Origin of the sequence: Pseudoalteromonas sp. B62 (assembly GCF_037162565.1) — a bacterium.
Taxonomy (GTDB): domain Bacteria; phylum Pseudomonadota; class Gammaproteobacteria; order Enterobacterales; family Alteromonadaceae; genus Pseudoalteromonas; species Pseudoalteromonas fuliginea.
The window spans coordinates 3324677-3342386 of sequence record NZ_JARLVB010000002.1 but is presented as its reverse complement, the minus strand read 5'-3'; the positions used below and the strand labels follow the sequence as shown (position 1 = coordinate 3342386).

General features: G+C 38.9%; 14 protein-coding genes and 3 pseudogenes. 12 read left to right on the top strand and 5 right to left on the bottom strand.

Going from position 1 to position 17710, the window contains the following annotated elements; all coding sequences use genetic code 11:
* Nucleotides 1–217 precede the first annotated feature (217 nt).
* The 7 genes and pseudogenes from P4S71_RS19590 (at nucleotide 218) to P4S71_RS19560 (ending at nucleotide 4626) form a co-directional block, all read left to right on the top strand.
* Nucleotides 218–871, top strand: coding sequence for a hypothetical protein (locus tag P4S71_RS19590; RefSeq protein WP_096792898.1), 654 nt, complete (start codon nucleotides 218–220; stop codon nucleotides 869–871).
* Between the two features lie 3 nt (nucleotides 872–874).
* Nucleotides 875–1550 (top strand): annotated as a pseudogene (locus P4S71_RS19585) (Crp/Fnr family transcriptional regulator).
* A gap of 70 nt (nucleotides 1551–1620) precedes the next feature.
* On the top strand, nucleotides 1621–2028 hold the full coding sequence (locus P4S71_RS19580; RefSeq protein ID WP_096792900.1) for a hypothetical protein: 408 nt from the start codon (nucleotides 1621–1623) through the stop codon (nucleotides 2026–2028).
* Between the two features lie 83 nt (nucleotides 2029–2111).
* Entirely contained in the window at nucleotides 2112–2615 is a 504-nt protein-coding gene (locus P4S71_RS19575; RefSeq protein ID WP_002961846.1) for an Mpo1 family 2-hydroxy fatty acid dioxygenase, read from the top strand.
* A gap of 60 nt (nucleotides 2616–2675) precedes the next feature.
* Nucleotides 2676–3466: pseudogene (locus tag P4S71_RS19570) on the top strand (SDR family oxidoreductase).
* Between the two features lie 61 nt (nucleotides 3467–3527).
* Nucleotides 3528–4121: a DUF2238 domain-containing protein gene (locus P4S71_RS19565; RefSeq protein ID WP_337151342.1), complete on the top strand. Its 594-nt coding sequence runs from the start codon at nucleotides 3528–3530 to the stop codon at nucleotides 4119–4121.
* Between the two features lie 52 nt (nucleotides 4122–4173).
* Entirely contained in the window at nucleotides 4174–4626 is a 453-nt protein-coding gene (locus tag P4S71_RS19560) for a GNAT family N-acetyltransferase (protein ID WP_337151341.1), read from the top strand.
* A 39-nt stretch (nucleotides 4627–4665) separates the two neighbouring features.
* Here the strand turns inward: P4S71_RS19560 and P4S71_RS19555 are convergent, their stop codons facing one another.
* From P4S71_RS19555 to P4S71_RS23205, 4 genes are all read right to left on the bottom strand, one after another.
* Complete coding sequence (locus P4S71_RS19555; protein WP_337151340.1) at nucleotides 4666–4953, bottom strand: hypothetical protein; 288 nt, start codon at nucleotides 4951–4953, stop codon at nucleotides 4666–4668.
* A gap of 666 nt (nucleotides 4954–5619) precedes the next feature.
* Entirely contained in the window at nucleotides 5620–6225 is a 606-nt protein-coding gene (locus P4S71_RS19550) for a DUF998 domain-containing protein (protein WP_337151339.1), read from the bottom strand.
* A gap of 1067 nt (nucleotides 6226–7292) precedes the next feature.
* Complete coding sequence (locus P4S71_RS19545) at nucleotides 7293–7649, bottom strand: DUF6678 family protein (RefSeq protein ID WP_337151338.1); 357 nt, start codon at nucleotides 7647–7649, stop codon at nucleotides 7293–7295.
* Nucleotides 7650–7945: 296 nt separating this feature from the next.
* Nucleotides 7946–8167: a DUF5677 domain-containing protein gene (locus P4S71_RS23205; RefSeq protein WP_442961724.1), complete on the bottom strand. Its 222-nt coding sequence runs from the start codon at nucleotides 8165–8167 to the stop codon at nucleotides 7946–7948.
* 813 nt (nucleotides 8168–8980) lie between these two features.
* On the opposite strand from P4S71_RS23205, the pseudogene P4S71_RS19540 reads away from it, so the two are divergent.
* Both P4S71_RS19540 and P4S71_RS19535 read left to right on the top strand, forming a co-directional pair.
* Nucleotides 8981–10083 (top strand): annotated as a pseudogene (locus tag P4S71_RS19540) (ISAs1 family transposase).
* 211 nt (nucleotides 10084–10294) lie between these two features.
* Entirely contained in the window at nucleotides 10295–11527 is a 1233-nt protein-coding gene (locus P4S71_RS19535; protein WP_442961723.1) for an IS110 family transposase, read from the top strand.
* Between the two features lie 28 nt (nucleotides 11528–11555).
* Here the strand turns inward: P4S71_RS19535 and P4S71_RS19530 are convergent, their stop codons facing one another.
* Complete coding sequence (locus P4S71_RS19530; protein WP_337151337.1) at nucleotides 11556–12569, bottom strand: DUF2971 domain-containing protein; 1014 nt, start codon at nucleotides 12567–12569, stop codon at nucleotides 11556–11558.
* Nucleotides 12570–12671: 102 nt separating this feature from the next.
* Here P4S71_RS19530 and P4S71_RS19525 point away from each other — a divergent pair, with 102 nt between their 5' ends.
* From P4S71_RS19525 to ltrA, 3 genes are all read left to right on the top strand, one after another.
* A complete protein-coding gene (locus P4S71_RS19525; protein ID WP_033040661.1) occupies nucleotides 12672–13826 on the top strand; it encodes an IS110 family transposase in 1155 nt (384 codons plus the stop codon).
* A gap of 397 nt (nucleotides 13827–14223) precedes the next feature.
* A complete protein-coding gene (locus P4S71_RS19520; RefSeq protein WP_337119313.1) occupies nucleotides 14224–15258 on the top strand; it encodes an IS110 family transposase in 1035 nt (344 codons plus the stop codon).
* Nucleotides 15259–16323: 1065 nt separating this feature from the next.
* A complete protein-coding gene (gene ltrA, locus P4S71_RS19515) occupies nucleotides 16324–17679 on the top strand; it encodes a group II intron reverse transcriptase/maturase (RefSeq protein WP_337149882.1) in 1356 nt (451 codons plus the stop codon).
* Nucleotides 17680–17710 lie beyond the last annotated feature (31 nt).

Below are 17710 nucleotides of genomic sequence, written 5' to 3'. Positions count from 1 at the left end.
GATGAAAAGGCATCAAGCGGCGGTTCTATTTCACTTTATGAATAGGTTATTAAAAAACCAACAATTGTTTAAAAAATCGTTAAATAAATCACTAAAAAGTAATGTAGTTTTTGCAGAATATGGTTTAAGCATAAACTTATAAAGTATTACGCATAAGGGAGTTGCGAGTCGCTAGTTTTATCGCTATTTTAAAGGTTCTCTCATAGATGGATTTTTTATGCGCAATAAATTTTTAGCGAGCTTTTATTCTTTTTTCTTATTAGTACTATTTGGGTGTGATGATCACATTTCGTCTTCGCAGAAAAAAGCCCATTTAGAGGATTTAGTAAAACCATCTTCAGATTCAAAACAACAAGAACAATTTACTAACGTTGAGGATCCAGTGTTAGTACTAGGGCTAGTTGCAACACATTGTAAAATGAATGAAACCGCTTATATAAACGCTAAGATGCAAAAAGTGCTGCGTAATCCAAGTGAAGATATTGCTTATAAACTTGAGCCTACTGATAACGTACTTTCTATTTGTGTTGCTAAAGACGACTCATCATTGAGCTATCGATTTGGTCGAATTAATGACATAGGGCTTGAAAAAGAAGCTACACCAAGTGCACCATTTGGTAGTTACTACAGGCAAGTAGGGCGTATTGGCGAGAGTATTTTATTTTTTAGTAATGGCGAGTATCATTATTATATTATTAACTCAGGCGGCATGGGCAGTGGTGTAACCGTTAATGTTTATAAAAATAAAACGCTAATAACTGAGCTTTTTTCAGGTAACGATCCTTATGATGACTTTGTTATAGCAACTGATTTAAATTTACCAAAAAAGCTGGTCAGTGAAAGGCGACCTTTTAATAAGAAAATGCAGTAAATAATGACTCCACAACAGCAAAAGGTGATTGAACAAGGACACTGGTTTAAAAACCGCAGCCCTTATTTAAAAAGCTTTTTATTAACGCAAGGCAAAACGCTCACGCTAAAAGCCCAGCAATCATTATTTTTGCGAGGTGATAAGCACGATGGAATTTATGCCGTACTTAGCGGCGTGGTACGTATTAGTGGCGTAAGTAACGAAGGCAAAGAAGCCGTATTGAGTTTTGTAGATACGTCACTTTGGTTTGGCGAAGTCACCTTGTTTGATGGCGGCCTGCGCACTCACGATGTGTACGCACAAACCGATGTTGTGCTTTTTTACGTACCCCAACGCGCGCTTGAACAGCTTTTAAATGAACAACCACAATATTGGCAAGAGTTTGGTTTATTACTGGCGCAAAAATTACGCCTAATGTTTACCTCAATGGAAGATCAAGCGTTATTAAGCGCTGAGCAAAAAGTATGTAATCGGCTTTTTAATGTTGAGTGAACACACAGAGCATTTAACACCGCTTGTTTTATCTCAGCAGCAACTTGCTGATATGACCTACCTAACGCGCCAAACTATTAATCAAATACTGCAACAACTTGTTAGCCTACAAGCTATTAGCTTGGGGTATCAACGTATTACTATTATAGATAAACAAAAGTTACAGGCCTGTGCTGCACAAGCTTAAATAGGCTGGGTATTTTTAGTTGGAACCAAAATTGCTAAAGATAATGTAATACAACAATGGATTTGAGCTAATGACAACAATAACCTTTAAAAATCAATATAGTAACTATAACTCATCGAGTATAACTAAAGCGGCAAGCCCGAGCGAAGTTACGGCAACTAATGTCCTCCCTAATGAAAAAACAAGTGAAGTTAAAGGCATAAGCTCAGGCCCTCAAGAGCAAACATTTTTAGAAAGCGCGCAAGAAGCGCTGGTTTATCAGCGCTTAGGTGTAAATAAAGACAAGATAGACGAGCTAAAAGCGGCAATAGAAGAACTCACTAAAGAGCTACAAGGTGAGGGCGCAGACCCTGACGCAATTGCTGATAAAATTGAGGAACTTCAAAAAATGATCGATCAAGAGTATCAACAAGGGCGCGAGCGAATTGATATGCAAGGTGAGCATGAGCCGGGTAAAATAATTTCTGCATTTGCTTAATTTACACAATGTCGGGTACCTGACATTGTTGTTGTGTCTACTTTTGCTAAAGTAAGTTTTACACATAAAATAAAGGCAATAAAATGAAAACACTTCAACAGCAACTTGGTAAATATGGTTTGTATCATCGTTCTAAGCGTAATGTACTAACGCACTTTATTGGTATTCCGCTCATTGTATTTGCAGCGTTGTGTTTACTAGCGCGTATTCAAATACCCCTTGGTAGCTTTGTAATTGATGGCGCACAACTTTTTGTATTAGCGTCGGTTGTTTATTATTTTATGCTGAGCTTTTCGCTTGGCTTTATTATGGCCGTGATATTCACTTTACTCCTTGTTGGTGCTCAGCCTATTGCGGCAATGGCGTTTTGGCCTTGGTTGAGTATTGGCGTAGGTGTGTTTGTATTTGGCTGGGTGTTGCAGTTTATTGGGCACTATTACGAAGGTAAAAAACCGGCGTTTGTAGATGACCTAATTGGTTTAATTATTGGCCCTTTGTACGTAACTGTTGAACTACTATTTTTAATGGGTTTTTACAAAACATTAGAAGATGAAGTAAACGCGATAGCAGGCCCTACAAAGGCGTAAAATACTTTACTAAGTACCTTTATAAAACCTAATAAATAACAATAAAAGGGCAGATAACGCATGCAATATAATAATAAAACCGTGTGGATCACCGGCGCATCATCAGGTATTGGTAAAGAGCTTGCTATACAATTTGCCCAACTAGGCGCGCGCGTTATTTTATCGGCGCGCAATGTAGATAAACTAAACGATTTAAAAGCAACGCTTAAAGGCGAAGGGCACTTAGTTATACCGCTGGACTTAGGACAGCCAGAGCATGTACTGAGCACAATTACAGCGAAAATGAGCGAGCTTCCTGCAATTGATATTTTAATTAATAACGGCGGCGTATCGCAGCGCAGTTTATTTTTAGAAAACGACTTTAACGTGTACCGCCAATTAATGGAGGTTAATTACTTTGGCTTAATTGCACTTACTAAAGCTATATTGCCTTCTATGGTGGCAAGGCGCAGTGGCTCAATTGTGTCTATTAGTAGTGTGGCGGGTAAAGTTGGTTCAAAATTTAGAACAGGTTATTCGGGTTCTAAATATGCGGTGGTTGGTTTTATGGATTGCCTACGTGCAGAAGTTGCACAACATAATATTCATTGTTTAACAATTTGCCCAGGCTCTATTAAAACAGCAATTGCGCATAACTCACTAAACGAGCAAGGTATAGCGCAAAATAAACCAGAAGAGTCGATAGAAAATGGCATGGATGTAAGCGTAGCGGCTTCAAAAATGATTCGTGCCATTAGTAATAAAAAAGACGAAGTGATTATTGGCAAAGGTTTAAGTGGTTGGGCGCCTACAATTAAACGCTTTTTCCTACTTTGTTTAATCGCATTACAGCAAAAACAAACTATAGGTAGCGTCGTTTATTTCAAAGGCGTAAAATGCCGTAAATTTGATCAATTTAGAAAAGGATTCTAAATGAAGTATTTATGGCTGAGCCTGTTCTTTATTGTATTAATTTGGTCTGGTATTAACCCAAAAGATCAATTTACATGGCTGCTTGAAGTTATCCCCGCAATTATTGGTTTAGTGCTGCTAGCAAGTACCTATAGCCACTTTAAACTTACCCCTATTTTATATACATTTATTTTAGCGCATTGCATAGTGCTGATGATTGGCGGGCATTACACCTACGCCGAAGTCCCTTTTTTCGATAACCTATTTGGTATCGAGCGTAATAACTACGACAAAGTAGGGCACTTTTTTCAAGGGTTTGTACCTGCACTACTAGCACGCGAAATTTTACTGCGCAAAAAAGTAGTAAATGGTCGAGGCTGGTTAATCACCTTTGTTATTTCGGTATGTTTAGCATTTAGCGCCTTTTACGAATTAATAGAGTGGTGGGTTGCAGTGTTAAGCGGCGAAAACGCAGAAGCGTTTTTAGGCACGCAAGGTTACGTGTGGGATACCCAATCAGATATGGGACTGGCGTTATTTGGGGCTATTTGCTCATTGTTAGTACTTTCAAAAGTACACGACAAACAGCTAAAAAACGTTAAAGATTATTTATAGAAAAAGTTATATAAACGCTTATAAAAGCATTGGTAAAAAAGACTACTAACGTATGACCGCAAACACTAGTGATTACTCAATTAGCACAGACAAAAGCAAACTTAACTTTAACGTTATTTATAACTTTATTGCTAATAGCTATTGGGCCAAAGGCATTCCTAAAAGCGTGATGCAATCGGCTATTGATAACTCAATGTGCTTTGGTGTTTACAACGCTCATAACGAACAAGTTGGCTTTGCCCGAGTAGTGACCGATAAAGCAACCTTTGCCTATTTAGCCGATGTATTTATTGCCCCGCACTTGCAAGGTAATGGGCTGAGTAAGTTACTTATTAAAACGATAGTAGAGCACCCTGAGCTACAAGGGCTCAGGCGCTTTTTATTAGCGACTTCTGATGCGCATGGTCTTTATGCACAATACGGGTTTAAACCGATAGACAACCCCGCACTACTAATGCAAATAAATCCTGAGAATGTGTATGATCAAAACAATCGTGAGACGTAATAAACGGGGGCGAAGAGCAAATTCCGTCTAATGTTCTTGTTAGTTTTCAGATATCACTTCAGGCATATAAAAAGCCATAGATGGTTCTAGTTGCTTCTCAACAAAGCTTGAAATATGCACAAACAAAAACCATATAGATAATTCAAATGTTTCTTGATCATTAGATCCGGGCCAGTCAGTAGGTACCGAAGCAATAAAATCATCTATTTTATGATTAAGTCCCTTATTAGAAATATTATGTGCGATTAGATTTCGAATATTATTCAATTTTTCTGCTGCAACCCAAAAACGCTTATCTATTTCTATTGGAAGTAATGCTTGAGCCAATAATATTTTTTGAAAGCAAGTAAGCTTAGTAGCCTTTAAAGCCTTTGGATTTTGTACATTATTATCAATAACAAGGTTAATTTGTTCTTCGATTAAAAGGTGAGCTTTTAAAATAACCAGATCGAGTTCCTTTCAATGAGGAAGCACCTCTAAAAATTTATGAAATGCGTTTACTTGTCTATGATTTGGCTCCATACCTATCCCTGAAAACTAACAGCTTTACCAGAGGACACTTTCCTCTGTTTGTGAGCAGCGTATGTCCTCTTAATTATTTTTAATAGTAATAACAAATCCTGTAACACATTGCGAGTATTAAACTTTAAGTTGGGCTGTTCTTTTAATAATATGCAGAAAAGAGGAAAACGTCCTCATTTTTTGACTTAGGAGGAAAAACGCCAGCGCGGTACATAAATGCAGCAATTAAATATTTAAAATGAAAACCAAATCCGATTTCAAATCATTTAATAGTCACTAAAAAACGGTGGCGATAATGCAAGTAACCGCTTTTAGCACACTTGTTTGTGTAAGCATATTATAAAAGGTGGTTTAGGGATGGTGGAAGCTGTAAAGCGAGGTCATGAACTATTTACTAAACGCGTTTTCCTTCTTTTAAAATTTAGGATGGGTATCTTGCTAATTTTCTCGAAGAACCTTGTTAGTTTACAATTACGCCAATACTAGTGAAAAAGCAGTTAGCCAAAGTAATTGAAAACCATATGAAATACGCTGATGGATACCAGGATTGCTTTGAGATTTTACAGCTTTAGCCATTGCGAAAAGATAATAAACAGCGGCAACAACAGAAACCAATGAAAAAATACGGAAATATAATGGGATAATTTCAGTTGTTGGACTTATAGCAATTAATATTGGTGCTACAACTAATGAAAGTAACATGATAAAACCTGCCCAAGAATGCACCTTACAATTAAAAGTTGGATTTTTAGTAAATGGATCGGCGTCCATTGGGAAGTAACCAGCAACCCATGTACCAACACCATGAGCTATAACCAACCAACCCGCAGCATTGACTAAGGCTGAAACATCTGAAAGTTGTGCTAGATACCAACCGAAAAAGCAAAATAGAAAACCAAGAGGATAATTATTAATTAAAGGAGACAACTTTTCAGTCGGACTGCCAGTTGCACCTAACTCACTACAAAATTGCTTAGAATGACTGTAACCAGCGTAAAATCTACTTGCTACATAAATACCAATAAAAATCCAGATTGTTGCTATTAATCCTGAATAGATCGCAATACTCTCAAACACCGCCAAACTCCTTTTGTAAACTAACGAGCCTGTAGATTAACTCGTTTTTTATTTATTTTTATTGATAAATAGACCATAGCTGAGTTCCTATTTTGGTTCAATTAATTACTGTGTTTTTACGCAGAATATAAATAGCTGGTTTGGTATTGTTTTAATTGACGTTTTTGAAGAGATTACGGGGGTTGAGTGGCTTTATTGAGGTTAAAAGGCCTTCCCTCATCAATGCATCGTGTTTTGCAGCTTTTCTATATTATGAACAACAAAATTTAGGATGGGTGTCACTATAATATGTTTTCAAAGCCATATCGATATTAATGGTGGAAACTAGCATTATGACTAGAGAAGTAAAGGAGAAAAAGCAGCCTAAAATAGCCCCTAAAATAAATTTAAACACTCGCTCTCCTAAATATATAACGAGCCTGTAGATTAACTCGTTTTTTATTTGTTTTTATTGATTGTATTAACCATAGCTGAGTTTCTATTTTGGTTCAATTAATTACTGTGTTTTTACGCAGAATATAAAGAAGTGTTTGATATTGTTTTAATTGACGTTTTGGACGGGATTACGGGTGGTTGAGTAGCTTTAATTTAGGTTAAAAGGGCTTACCCTGCTTAATGCATTGTGTTTTGCAGCTTTTCTATATTATGAACAAGGTAATACAATTACCGCAGCGTGAAGTAGGGCATTCACTTTCATTTGACCTCGTAAGGTCAATTTATTCATGCCTTTATTCACTGTCATGCCTTTATTCACTGTAATGTTCCGCTTTTTATTTAAAGGTAAGCAGGCTCGGTAAAGCCAAGTTGTTTAGCATTGCTTAATAAAAATTGTTGTCGTCTATCGAGCTATCTATTTCTACTTTCATCTTGTGAATGTAGTTCAGCTTTTACGTGATTCATTTTCATTAATTAAACTTAACTCACTGCTATTATTGATAATTTACGTAAAAGTTAGAATGGGTGTCATCCTAACTTGACTGCAAATAAATCCTGAGAATGTGTATGAGGTAAATAATAGTGAGGTCTATTAAGCGAGGGGAAGAGCAATGTTCCTGTTTATTTGCTTGTTAGGTATACTTTTCACCAAAGCTCTCGTAACACTTTGGAAAGTAACCCCAAATCCTGATTGTTGATTCAGTTTTTTCGAACTCGAATCCAATACTACTCACTAGAGATAAGGCATTATCTGTTAATTCAATATCAATCCACTCAACACAAAGTAGTGGGAACGGTAAGTGATAATACCATTCGCTATCCCAACCTGATATGTAACCATTAACTACCTTAGTTCGGTAGCAAGGTGGATTGGGTAGTTCTCGCATTTCCGAGATGAGTTTATTCCATTTTGTGTTGTTGGCAGCACCAACTAATTGCTTTTCAGCAATAATCCTTTTAGCTTGCTTCACGTCCTTTTCATCGGACACTGCATCAGCCATTGGCAGAAGACTCATGTGTATACCTAACGAGTCTGTAGATTAACTCGTTTTTTATTTATTTTTATTGATAAATAGACCATAGCTGAGTTCCTATTTTGGTTCAATTAATTACTGTGTTTTTACGCAGAATATAAATAGCTGGTTTGGTATTGTTTTAATTGACGTTTTTGAAGAGATTACGGGGGTTGAGTGGCTTTATTGAGGTTAAAAGGCCTTCCCTCATCAATGCATTGTGTTTTGCAGCTTTTCTATATTATGAACAACAAAATTTAGGATGGGTGTCACTATAATATGTTTTTTTCCTTTTCCTCGTAGTCCATGCCTAACGCATTGAACATTTTAACCCTTGATAGATGATCGTGTAGATTCATCAATTGCCAACGAGCATTCCACTCTTCACTTGAGCACTTATCACTACACAGGTAATAAAAAGTAAGATAACACTCAATAAGATCTCTAATTAAAGATGCAACAGAACTATAATCCCAGTGAGCAACCTTACCAATCCGGTGGGGTTTTGGAGCCTAGCGACCAATGGAGTGAGCGCAATTACATAACTTCGTAAACAATAGCGAAGCATAAAAATGAGAACTGGTTGGTGATGGTATTCCAGCACACTCTTGAGACAGCTTTGTACATTCTAAAAGCGCAGACTCATACTTTTTAAAAGAATCGTGATAATTTTCCATTGAATCACTTTAAACAGTTGGTTAGGGCTACACTTGGTTAATTATTTACAAAGAATATTGATAACACAAAGACAATAAAAAGTGAGATACGTAACCTACGACACCATTTAAACTTTGACCACTCATTTTCAAGAATGTGTTTTGTGCAACAATTTCCTTTTGTAAATGCCTCGTATGCTTCAGTTAAACGAAAATTTGTTATACCGATTTCCTTATTGTCTCTAGCTAATCGTGCAGCGAAGCCCATGTAAAAATAAGTCTCAATAAATCCTACAACTAAAGCGCAAATGATAATTCCTATCTGGAATAGCATATTTGAGTAACCCCAACGAGCTTGTAGATTAACTCGTTTTCTTATTTATTTTTATTTATAAACAAACCATAGCTGAGTTCCTATTTTGATTCAATCGATTACTGAAAGATTAAACTAGACAGCCACTCCGAAAAAATAAAGTCAATCTAGGCTAGGCTCACTTTTTAGGTTAAGAATTTATCTTTTATTACTCGGTTACTTACTTTTTATCCATAAAATAACTCATTATCACACTTAAACCCAGGGCAAGATCATACTTAACTTGATTATTACTTCGAATCTGTGATCAAATCGCCTTTTTCTCAAAGGCGATTAACATGTCATTCATCAACCATTTCAACGACATTCAAGATACTCGTTCACACATCAACAAAAAACATGAATTGCTGGATGTTATATTCCTTACAGTCACTGCGATTATTTCAGGTGCTGAAGGGTGGAAGGATATTAAGCAATTCGGTGACAGTAAACTGACTTGGTTACGTAAGTTTCGTTCATTTGAAAATGGTATTCCTGTCGATGATACGATTGCTCGTATCATTAGCTCACTGGCCCCTGAAGCTTTATTAGCTTGTTTTGTTTCTTGGGTTAATGAGCTTAGAGATGCGAATAATCAAAGCGTCATTGCCTTTGACGGTAAAACACTTCGCCATTCTTATGATGGTGATAAAAAACAGCTATTCACAGTGTTTCAGCTTATGCAGTTGAACAGGGCCTAGTACTAGCACAATGCAAATCAAAAAGTAAGAAGAATGAAGTATCAACAGTGATGGCACTTATTGAATTACTTGAGCTTAAAGGCAATATCATCACAGCAGACGCGATGCATTGTTTAAAGAAAGTGACGAAAGCCGTCAGCAAGAAAGACGGAGACTATTTGCTGCAAGTGAAGAATAACCAAGGAAAATTGAACAAAGAAATTCAAGCCTACTATCACAAAGTCAGACGAGAGCAGCCATCACTCATCCAGCAAAATAGCCATGAAACAGTAAATGATGGGCATGGTCGAATAGAGCAGCGCACTTACACTCAACTGTTGGTGACAGATTGGCTTGAGCAGCGCCACGGTTGGGTCAATTTCAACTCCATAGTCGAGGTAGTACGACAGCGTTATGTTGGTGATAGTCATACAATGGAAACGAGTTATTACATCAGCTCGCTAGGGATAAACCCAGAGCAAGTAGCCAAGTCTATTCGCCAGCATTGGGGAATAGAAAACTCAGCACACTGGGTATTAGATATGACATTTAAAGAAGACGATTCACGTATTCGTCGAGGTGATGCCCCCGAGAATATGGCGACCTTTAGACGATTTGCGATGAACTTAGCGAAATTAAGCGCGATAAAAGACAGTATGAAAGGTAAGTTGAAACAGGCTGCTTGGTCAGATGAGGTAAGAGAGCAGCTTATTTTAGGATAAATAACGCTCAAGTATGATTTTGCCCTGCACTTAAACCTAAATTACAGGCATCGTAATAACTGCATGATGCAGTTGTGATTTATTACTGAATAGTTTTACTGAGTAGTTTAAATTTTATGCCAGTAGCTTTTCGCAGTTACTGATATTCGCTCGCCGCTTTCGCTTTAAGTTTTCACAATACCCGTTTAACGTCTCAGATTTTGCAGCCCTTATCGGGATCGATTGGGCTGACCGTAAACACGATATTTGTGAAATAAATCGTGACACAAATACACAACATTTAAGTGTGATTTCCTCTGAGCCTAAGTCAATTAATGCATGGGCGCTTGAGTTAAAACAACGCTACAACGGCAGATCTGTTGCTGTCGCGTGTGAGCTAAAAAAAGGCCCACTTATATATGCACTCAGTAAATTTAAGCACATTGTATTATTTGTGATTAACCCATCAAGTGTTGCTAAATACCGTGCAGCATTTACGCACAGCGGAGCTAAAGATGATCCTACTGATGCGATTATTCAAGTTGAAATTTTACAACTTCATATGGATAAATTAACAGTTATCAGACCTGATTCAGAGGACGTTAGGTGTCTTGCGCAGCTTGTCGAATACAGACGTAAACTAGTACAAGATCGTGTTAATTTAACCAATAAAATAGCCACAACGCTAAAAAATTATTATCCCCACGTGATTGATTGGTTTAAAGAAAAAGACACTCAAATATTCTGTGACTTCTTACTGCGTTGGCCCTCTCTTACTCACGCTAAAAAAGCGAGAAAACAAACACTACTCGACTTCTTTAATCAACATAATTCCCGCTACCCACTCGTTAATGAAAAGCGGATAAAAGAAATAAAGGATGCTGAAATTCTTACCGATGATATGGCGGTGATCACGCCAAACTTATTGCTTATTGAATGCCTCGTTCCTCAACTAAAACAGCTCATGCTGGCAATAACACGATTTGATGACGAAATTAAAACGCTTTATAAGCAACATAAAGATCGCGCTATTTTTGATAGTTTACCAGGTGCAGGCCCACAATTAGCACCTCGATTATTAGCCGCTATGGGGTCAAATCGTGACCGCTATAAGTGCGCCGCTGACATACAAAAATACGCAGGCATTGCTCCAGTAACCGAACGCAGTGGCAAAAAGGAATGGATACACTGGCGATACTCGTGCACTAAATTTTTAAGGCAAACATTTGTGGAATGGGCTGGATTATCTGTGCGTTATTCATTTTGGGCTAAAGCATATTATCGGCAGCAAGGAGCCAAAGGAAAACCTCATAATACCATCATCAGATCATTGGCATTTAAGTGGATAAGAATCCTATTTAGGTGCTGGAAAACACATACGCCCTACGATGAATCAACTTACTTAACGGCATTGAAAAGTAAGGGATCACCGCTGTTAAAATTTGCGGTGGAAAGTGAGCTTTAGCGCTTGCTGTCCACCTCAGGGCGTGTTGTTATAAGCGGCCTAAGATGCGCTCGACCTGACTTTTTTTGACCTTATAGTTAGTGCCCTTAGAAATTTCTGTTTTTGTAATTTTAGAATTTGGCCCAATTAATACAGAGTCGACTACTCGTGAAAAAGGTATAGTTACAAAGCTTGACTGCTTCGTTTGTGTATACCCTAAAGCCTGACGCAATTTATTTTTACGGTCTGTATATTCAGTGAGAAAAGCATCAGATATCGCTGTTGAATCTTCGGCGGAAAATAGCCCCCATTTAGCTAATTGACTGCACAAAAATAAAAATAGTGAATAATTGTCAGAAACTACAAACCTAAACTCTTTTTCTTTCTCGTATGGTTCAGGTAATTTTGTGAAGTTTTTCCAATATTCAAGAAAGAAAAACCAAATTAAAAGCGCAGCATTATTTAACTTTGAATCTACAGCCTTTACAACTGGAAGTAGCATCTCCAAAAATTGGTTAAGCCATGCATTGTCGTATGATACAAAACAACATTTAAAATAATCTGGGAGTAAATCAAAGTCATCAATTGTTTCTTCGAGAAATGCAATGTATTTGGCAGTTGAAATACGAAGGCAAATTCCTTGCCCTTTGTTACCGTAATTTTCCCACAAATAAGAGTTTTGACTCGTCGGTGTGTTTGATTGAATAAAAACATGATCATCAGACAATGCAGTATTTAGCATGCCAGCAAAGTCATGTTTTTCAAAAGTGTCGTTGTTAGTTATATGAGCTTTAACCTGATTTTCAATATCTAACGGAAGCTTACGTTCCAGTCTGTCTTCAAAGTTACTAATTGTGAACATACGAATGGTATCTGACTCAACCATCGAATAGAAGTTTTCAACTGAGGTATAATGATACACATAGTCAGGAAGTTTAATATTGAACTGACTATCAATACCCTTTAAGAAACCAAAAAATAAATTTCTAGCTCCAATAAGTTGATCTTGAACTTCCTTAGTCATACTACCTCTAGTTAAATGTTCATCTAAGCTTATAGACATAATGACTCCCACACGGTGTTAGCCTCCGCTTTTCGTGGGTTAGCTTAATTCAAAGCCAGAGCCATAATTAGTTTGTCAATTAACTAAACAGCAGAGGCTAACATGAATAAACATAGCATACTTTTTATCGGTCTTGATACACATAAAGAATTCAATGAAGTCGCCTATATTGAAGAACATAGAGGTGCGAAACCCGTTCATCTTGGCCGAGTTTCGTCTTCCAAAGTGGCTGTTCAAAAGCTTGTTCGTCAGTTTGAATCCAAATACCCTGGCGCAACACTTCATTTTGTTTATGAAGCTGGCCCATGTGGTTATTGGATTTACAGATTAATTACCAGTCTCGGCCATTGCTGTTATGTGGTTGCACCCTCTCTTATTCCCAAAAAGCCAGGTGAGAAGATTAAAACCGATAAACGTGATGCCCTTAAGCTCGCTAAATTACTTAAATCTGAAGATTTAACACCTATTTATGTTCCCGAGCCTGAAGATGAAGCCGTACGTGATTTATCTCGCGCACGCGAAGTGGCAATGAAGGATTTAAAAGATGCTAAATATCAATTAAAGGCACTGCTGCTTCGCAATAATATTAATTACAGAGGCACTGCAAATTGGTCACAAAAACATTTACGTTGGCTCACTGAGCTTGTGTTGCCACATCCCGCGCAGCACATCGTCTTACAAGAGTTTTTACACACAATTAATGAACGAATAAGCCGACTTGAACGGCTAGACAATGAACTAACACACCATGTTCACCAGTGGCGTTATTATCCTGTAGTAAAAGCAATACAAGCTATGCGTGGCGTTCGTTTGTTGGTCGCCACCGGCGTTGTTGCTGAGCTTGGCGATTTATCGCGCTTCGACCACCCCCGCAAATTAATGAGTTATCTTGGTCTTGTACCTAGTGAGCACTCGAGTGGTGGCAAACGCCATATTGGCGCCATCACAAAATGCGGAAACGGCCGAGCGAGGCGCCTTCTCGTTGAAGGCGCACACACTTATCGGTATGCGGCAAATATATCGACAGATATGCAAAAACGACAAGAGGGTTTACCAAAGGACATTATTGATATTGCGTGGAAAGCACAACTTAGGCTCTGCAAGCGCTATAAAAAAATGATAGCCAAAGGGAAACATTACAACCTGGTTGTCACCGCCATTGCTCGAGAAATGATTGCATACATATGGGCAATTGCAAAAGAAGTGGTGCTAACGCCAGTAAATACAAAACTTAGATTGGCAAGAGTACCTGCATGATAAACGAATTAGAGTTAATGCATAGGATCAAGCATCGGGAGTGGCACAACCACCGACGGCGTTAGGATGGCAATGTAGCTAACGCTTCATTGAACCACGAACATAGACTGAAAACAGGTGCCATCGGTGACCGCCACAGGACGCAATAAGTAAGGTCTGCTCTGTTACTAGAAATAGTAATAACCAACGAATATCAGCAAGATAACCGACGACATTACTTGCTTCATCCTATGTATTAACTCGCTCTAATTCGAGCTAAAGTAATTATGGCTTAAAAAAGTTAGGCAGGGATCAGTGCGTTTAACTTGACAGTGGGTGATGAGATGGACGCTCCCCAAAACGGCGTCAATGCGCCAAACTGGTTATAACTCACATTCAGTTAAAGGGAACGTCCACCATGAAAATTAGCACATTATCAATTGATTTGGCAAAAAATGTATTCCAAGTCGCTGGCTTTAATTCTAACCATAAAAGAGAATGCAATAAACGCTTAAACAGACCTAAACTCAACGCCTTCATTGCAAATACACCACCGTGCCGCGTCGTGATGGAAGCCTGCTATTCTTCCCACTATTGGGGGAGAGTATTTACGTCTTACGGTCATACCGTTGACCTTATTCCAGCACAACACGTTACTCCTTTTGTTCGCGGTAATAAAAACGATAGTAACGATGCCCTTGCTATCTACGAAGCAAGCTTACGCCCTAATATTAAATTCGTTCCTATTAAAACCGAAGCTCAGCAAGAAATACTCACGCTTCATAAAATACGCGAGCGGCTTCTGCAAAACAGGATTGCTGCAACCAACCAGTTACGCGGTTTATTGGTCGATTTTGGGTATGTATTTCCTGTCGGTATGAAGGTATTTGAGCAAGGCCTCATTGCGTTAGAAAGTGATTCTGAGCTTCGCCCAATACTGCGCACAATGGTGAGTGATATTTACACTGAGTACAAAACCCTTGTTAAACGCATTAAAGCCATTGAAGCGATGCTTACTGCACACGTTGAACGGGATACAAACGCTAAAATACTTCACTCCATTCCTGGCGTAGGTGTACTCAATGCCTCAGCCTATGCGGCATCAATCGGGAACGGTCAGGCATTTAAGAATGCAAAAGAACTCGGGGTGTGGCTAGGATTAACACCTAAACAATACGCGTCAGGCGATAAAAGTAAAATGTCAGGCATTACTAAGCGCGGTAACAGTTACTTACGAAAACAACTTATTCACGGTGCTCGCGCCATTATCGCCAGAAGTCACCATAAGACAGATGCGCTAAGCCAATGGGTAAATCAATTACGCGAGAAAAAACACTTTAATTGTGTGGTGGTTGCCACCGCGCACAGATTGGCGCGACTGATGTGGGTATTGCTGACCAAGCAAACCCTCTATTCACCTCAGTATGTGCAAAATACACGCAAGGATGCTTAATTATGCGTATTTTACACGCCAATCACACCCGAGTTTACGACTTAAGACAGCCTGATTATGACATAGGTTTTAAAACCTGAGTGGGTGTTTGGGCACTTAAGTCGTAACATACGCTTATCCTGTATGTACTTCACTTATAATGAAATAAAAAGCGCACGCTAACCAAGGTTAACCAGATAAAGACACGAGATTCAATCTCGTTTGGGTGAATATTTTTTAGGTCCCTTGGTACGAAGCTCATTAGGAGCATGGCGCATGATAATCATGACACCATAGCTCGAATATATGTCAGTACCTTTGCTTTTTAGCAAGCTTGTGACGCATCATTACTGCGAAATGGAATACATGATAATGAATAAAAGCACCAACTTAGATGTTTATACATCGGCTCGTCTTGACTTCAAGGGAGCGTCCATATAAGTCATACCAACGCCGTTTTAAGCGGCAAATTGCAGTTGGCTAAAATAAGTGAGGCACGAACAAAAAGCCAACTGTAATTTGTCCGACTTGAAAACCCTTGTGTACGCCCGACATGGGCATTGACTTATGAGGTGAAAGTCCTCTGTAGGAAGATCACCGTTTAAATAACATACTGTTATTAAACGATAGACACTCGCAAATGGCAAGGGCTAAATCGTGAGAGATAGTCTAGAGGAAGCCGCTAGCAAATCTGCGAGCTGATGAACAAAAACATCATATGAGGCGTAGGCTGGAGACGAGCTAGCACAAGATAGCGAAGTCATGTGATCTAACGGCCACCGTAAATGATGCAGTTGTGCAGAGAAAGTCGATGCACCTTATTCGGGGAGATCTGATAAACACGCATCCGCGCTAACGCTTGGACATTACCAGTTAGGGACTGGTTTTTCAACCCTTGGCGCTTTGGTTGCTGCGACCTACAGCGAGCGAAATAGCAGTAAACAAGCGTTAGTTTAGACGCGCTTTATCGAGTAATCGCTAGAGTGATTTATCAGAAGTCAGCAGACGGCATAGTAGCCCAACACTTATCGTAATGGATAAGACATGGTGAAGGCCTGAACATCTTAACCAGAGGAGATACTACAATTGAACTTGAATTCACATAGATCACCGTGTTGTGATAGTGATGAACAGCGTTCTGCTGTGAATAATACCTCAAATGAATATAACCAAACAAATCATGACCTGATGGCAAGTGTACTGAGCAACCACAATATTGGCACGGCATGGCAACATGTTAAGCGAAATAAAGGGGCTGCGGGTATTGATAATATGAGTATTGAAGAATTTAATCACTTCGCTAAGTTACATTGGCTGGGTATTAAACACCAATTACTTAACGGCACTTATCAACCCTTGCCAGTCAAACGCGTGATAATACCCAAACCCGATGGCGGTGAGCGAATGCTTGGGATCCCCTCTGTTATCGACAGAGTGATCCAACAAGCTATTGCTCAAGTGATTAGCCCTTACTTTGAGCCTCTATTTTCACCACATAGTTATGGTTATCGCCCTCATAAAAGAGCCAGCCAAGCAGTAAATCATGTTCAATCTTGTGTTAAACAAGGTTATAAAACAGCAGTTGATATTGACTTGTCTAAGTTCTTTGATGAAGTAAACCATGACATGCTGATGAATCGTGTTGCTCGTAAAATCAAAGACAAAGCACTCATGCGCCTACTCGGTAAATACCTCCGAGCAGGGGTAGCAGAACGCGAAACAGGTCTGTGGTTTGAGTCAACCAAAGGAGTCCCTCAAGGTGGGCCATTATCCCCTTTGCTTTCCAACATTTTACTCGATGAATTAGATAAGAAGCTAACCTACAAACACCTTAAGTTTGCACGTTATGCTGATGACATAATCATTTTAGTAAAAACGAAAAGTGAAGGGCTCATAATCCAACGGGACATTACTGCGTTTATCACTAACCGATTAAAACTCAAAGTGAATGAATCGAAAAGTCGAGTCGGTCCCGTATCAGGCTCGAAATTTCTTGGGTTTACCTTCCGTTACGCTCAAGTGCAGATCCACGAACAGGCGCTAAAGAAATTTAAAGCAAATGTAAGAGAACTCACTAACCGCAACTGGGGGATCTCAATGACCCTACAAATTCATAAACTCACGCAGTATTTACGTGGCTGGGGACACTATTACCTAATAGCCAACGCTTATCAGCTAACGGTGGATTTAGATCATTGGATCCGCCGTAGGATAAGAATGTGCTACTGGCGGCAGTGGCGAAAACCTCGTACCAAAGTACGCAGTTTAATGAAATTAGGTGTTAGCGAACGACTCGCCATAGCCTGTGGTATCACCAGTAAAGGCCCTTGTCGAAGCTCAAAAACAAAAGGAATTAACATTGCGCTAGGCAATGATTACTTAGCGTCACAAGGTTTAGTGTCATTGAGAGATATTTGGATCAATATTCATTACGGGAGATGAACCGCCCATTGCGGACCCGCATGATGGGTGG

Coding starts and splice junctions, on each gene's coding strand:
- P4S71_RS19590 (WP_096792898.1), top strand. CDS start 218: ATGCGCAATAAATTTTTAGCGAGCTTTTATTCTTTTTTCTTATTAGTA.
- P4S71_RS19580 (WP_096792900.1), top strand. CDS start 1,621: ATGACAACAATAACCTTTAAAAATCAATATAGTAACTATAACTCATCG.
- P4S71_RS19575 (WP_002961846.1), top strand. CDS start 2,112: ATGAAAACACTTCAACAGCAACTTGGTAAATATGGTTTGTATCATCGT.
- P4S71_RS19565 (WP_337151342.1), top strand. CDS start 3,528: ATGAAGTATTTATGGCTGAGCCTGTTCTTTATTGTATTAATTTGGTCT.
- P4S71_RS19560 (WP_337151341.1), top strand. CDS start 4,174: ATGACCGCAAACACTAGTGATTACTCAATTAGCACAGACAAAAGCAAA.
- P4S71_RS19530 (WP_337151337.1), bottom strand. CDS start 12,569: ATGTCTATAAGCTTAGATGAACATTTAACTAGAGGTAGTATGACTAAG.
- P4S71_RS19525 (WP_033040661.1), top strand. CDS start 12,672: ATGAATAAACATAGCATACTTTTTATCGGTCTTGATACACATAAAGAA.
- P4S71_RS19520 (WP_337119313.1), top strand. CDS start 14,224: ATGAAAATTAGCACATTATCAATTGATTTGGCAAAAAATGTATTCCAA.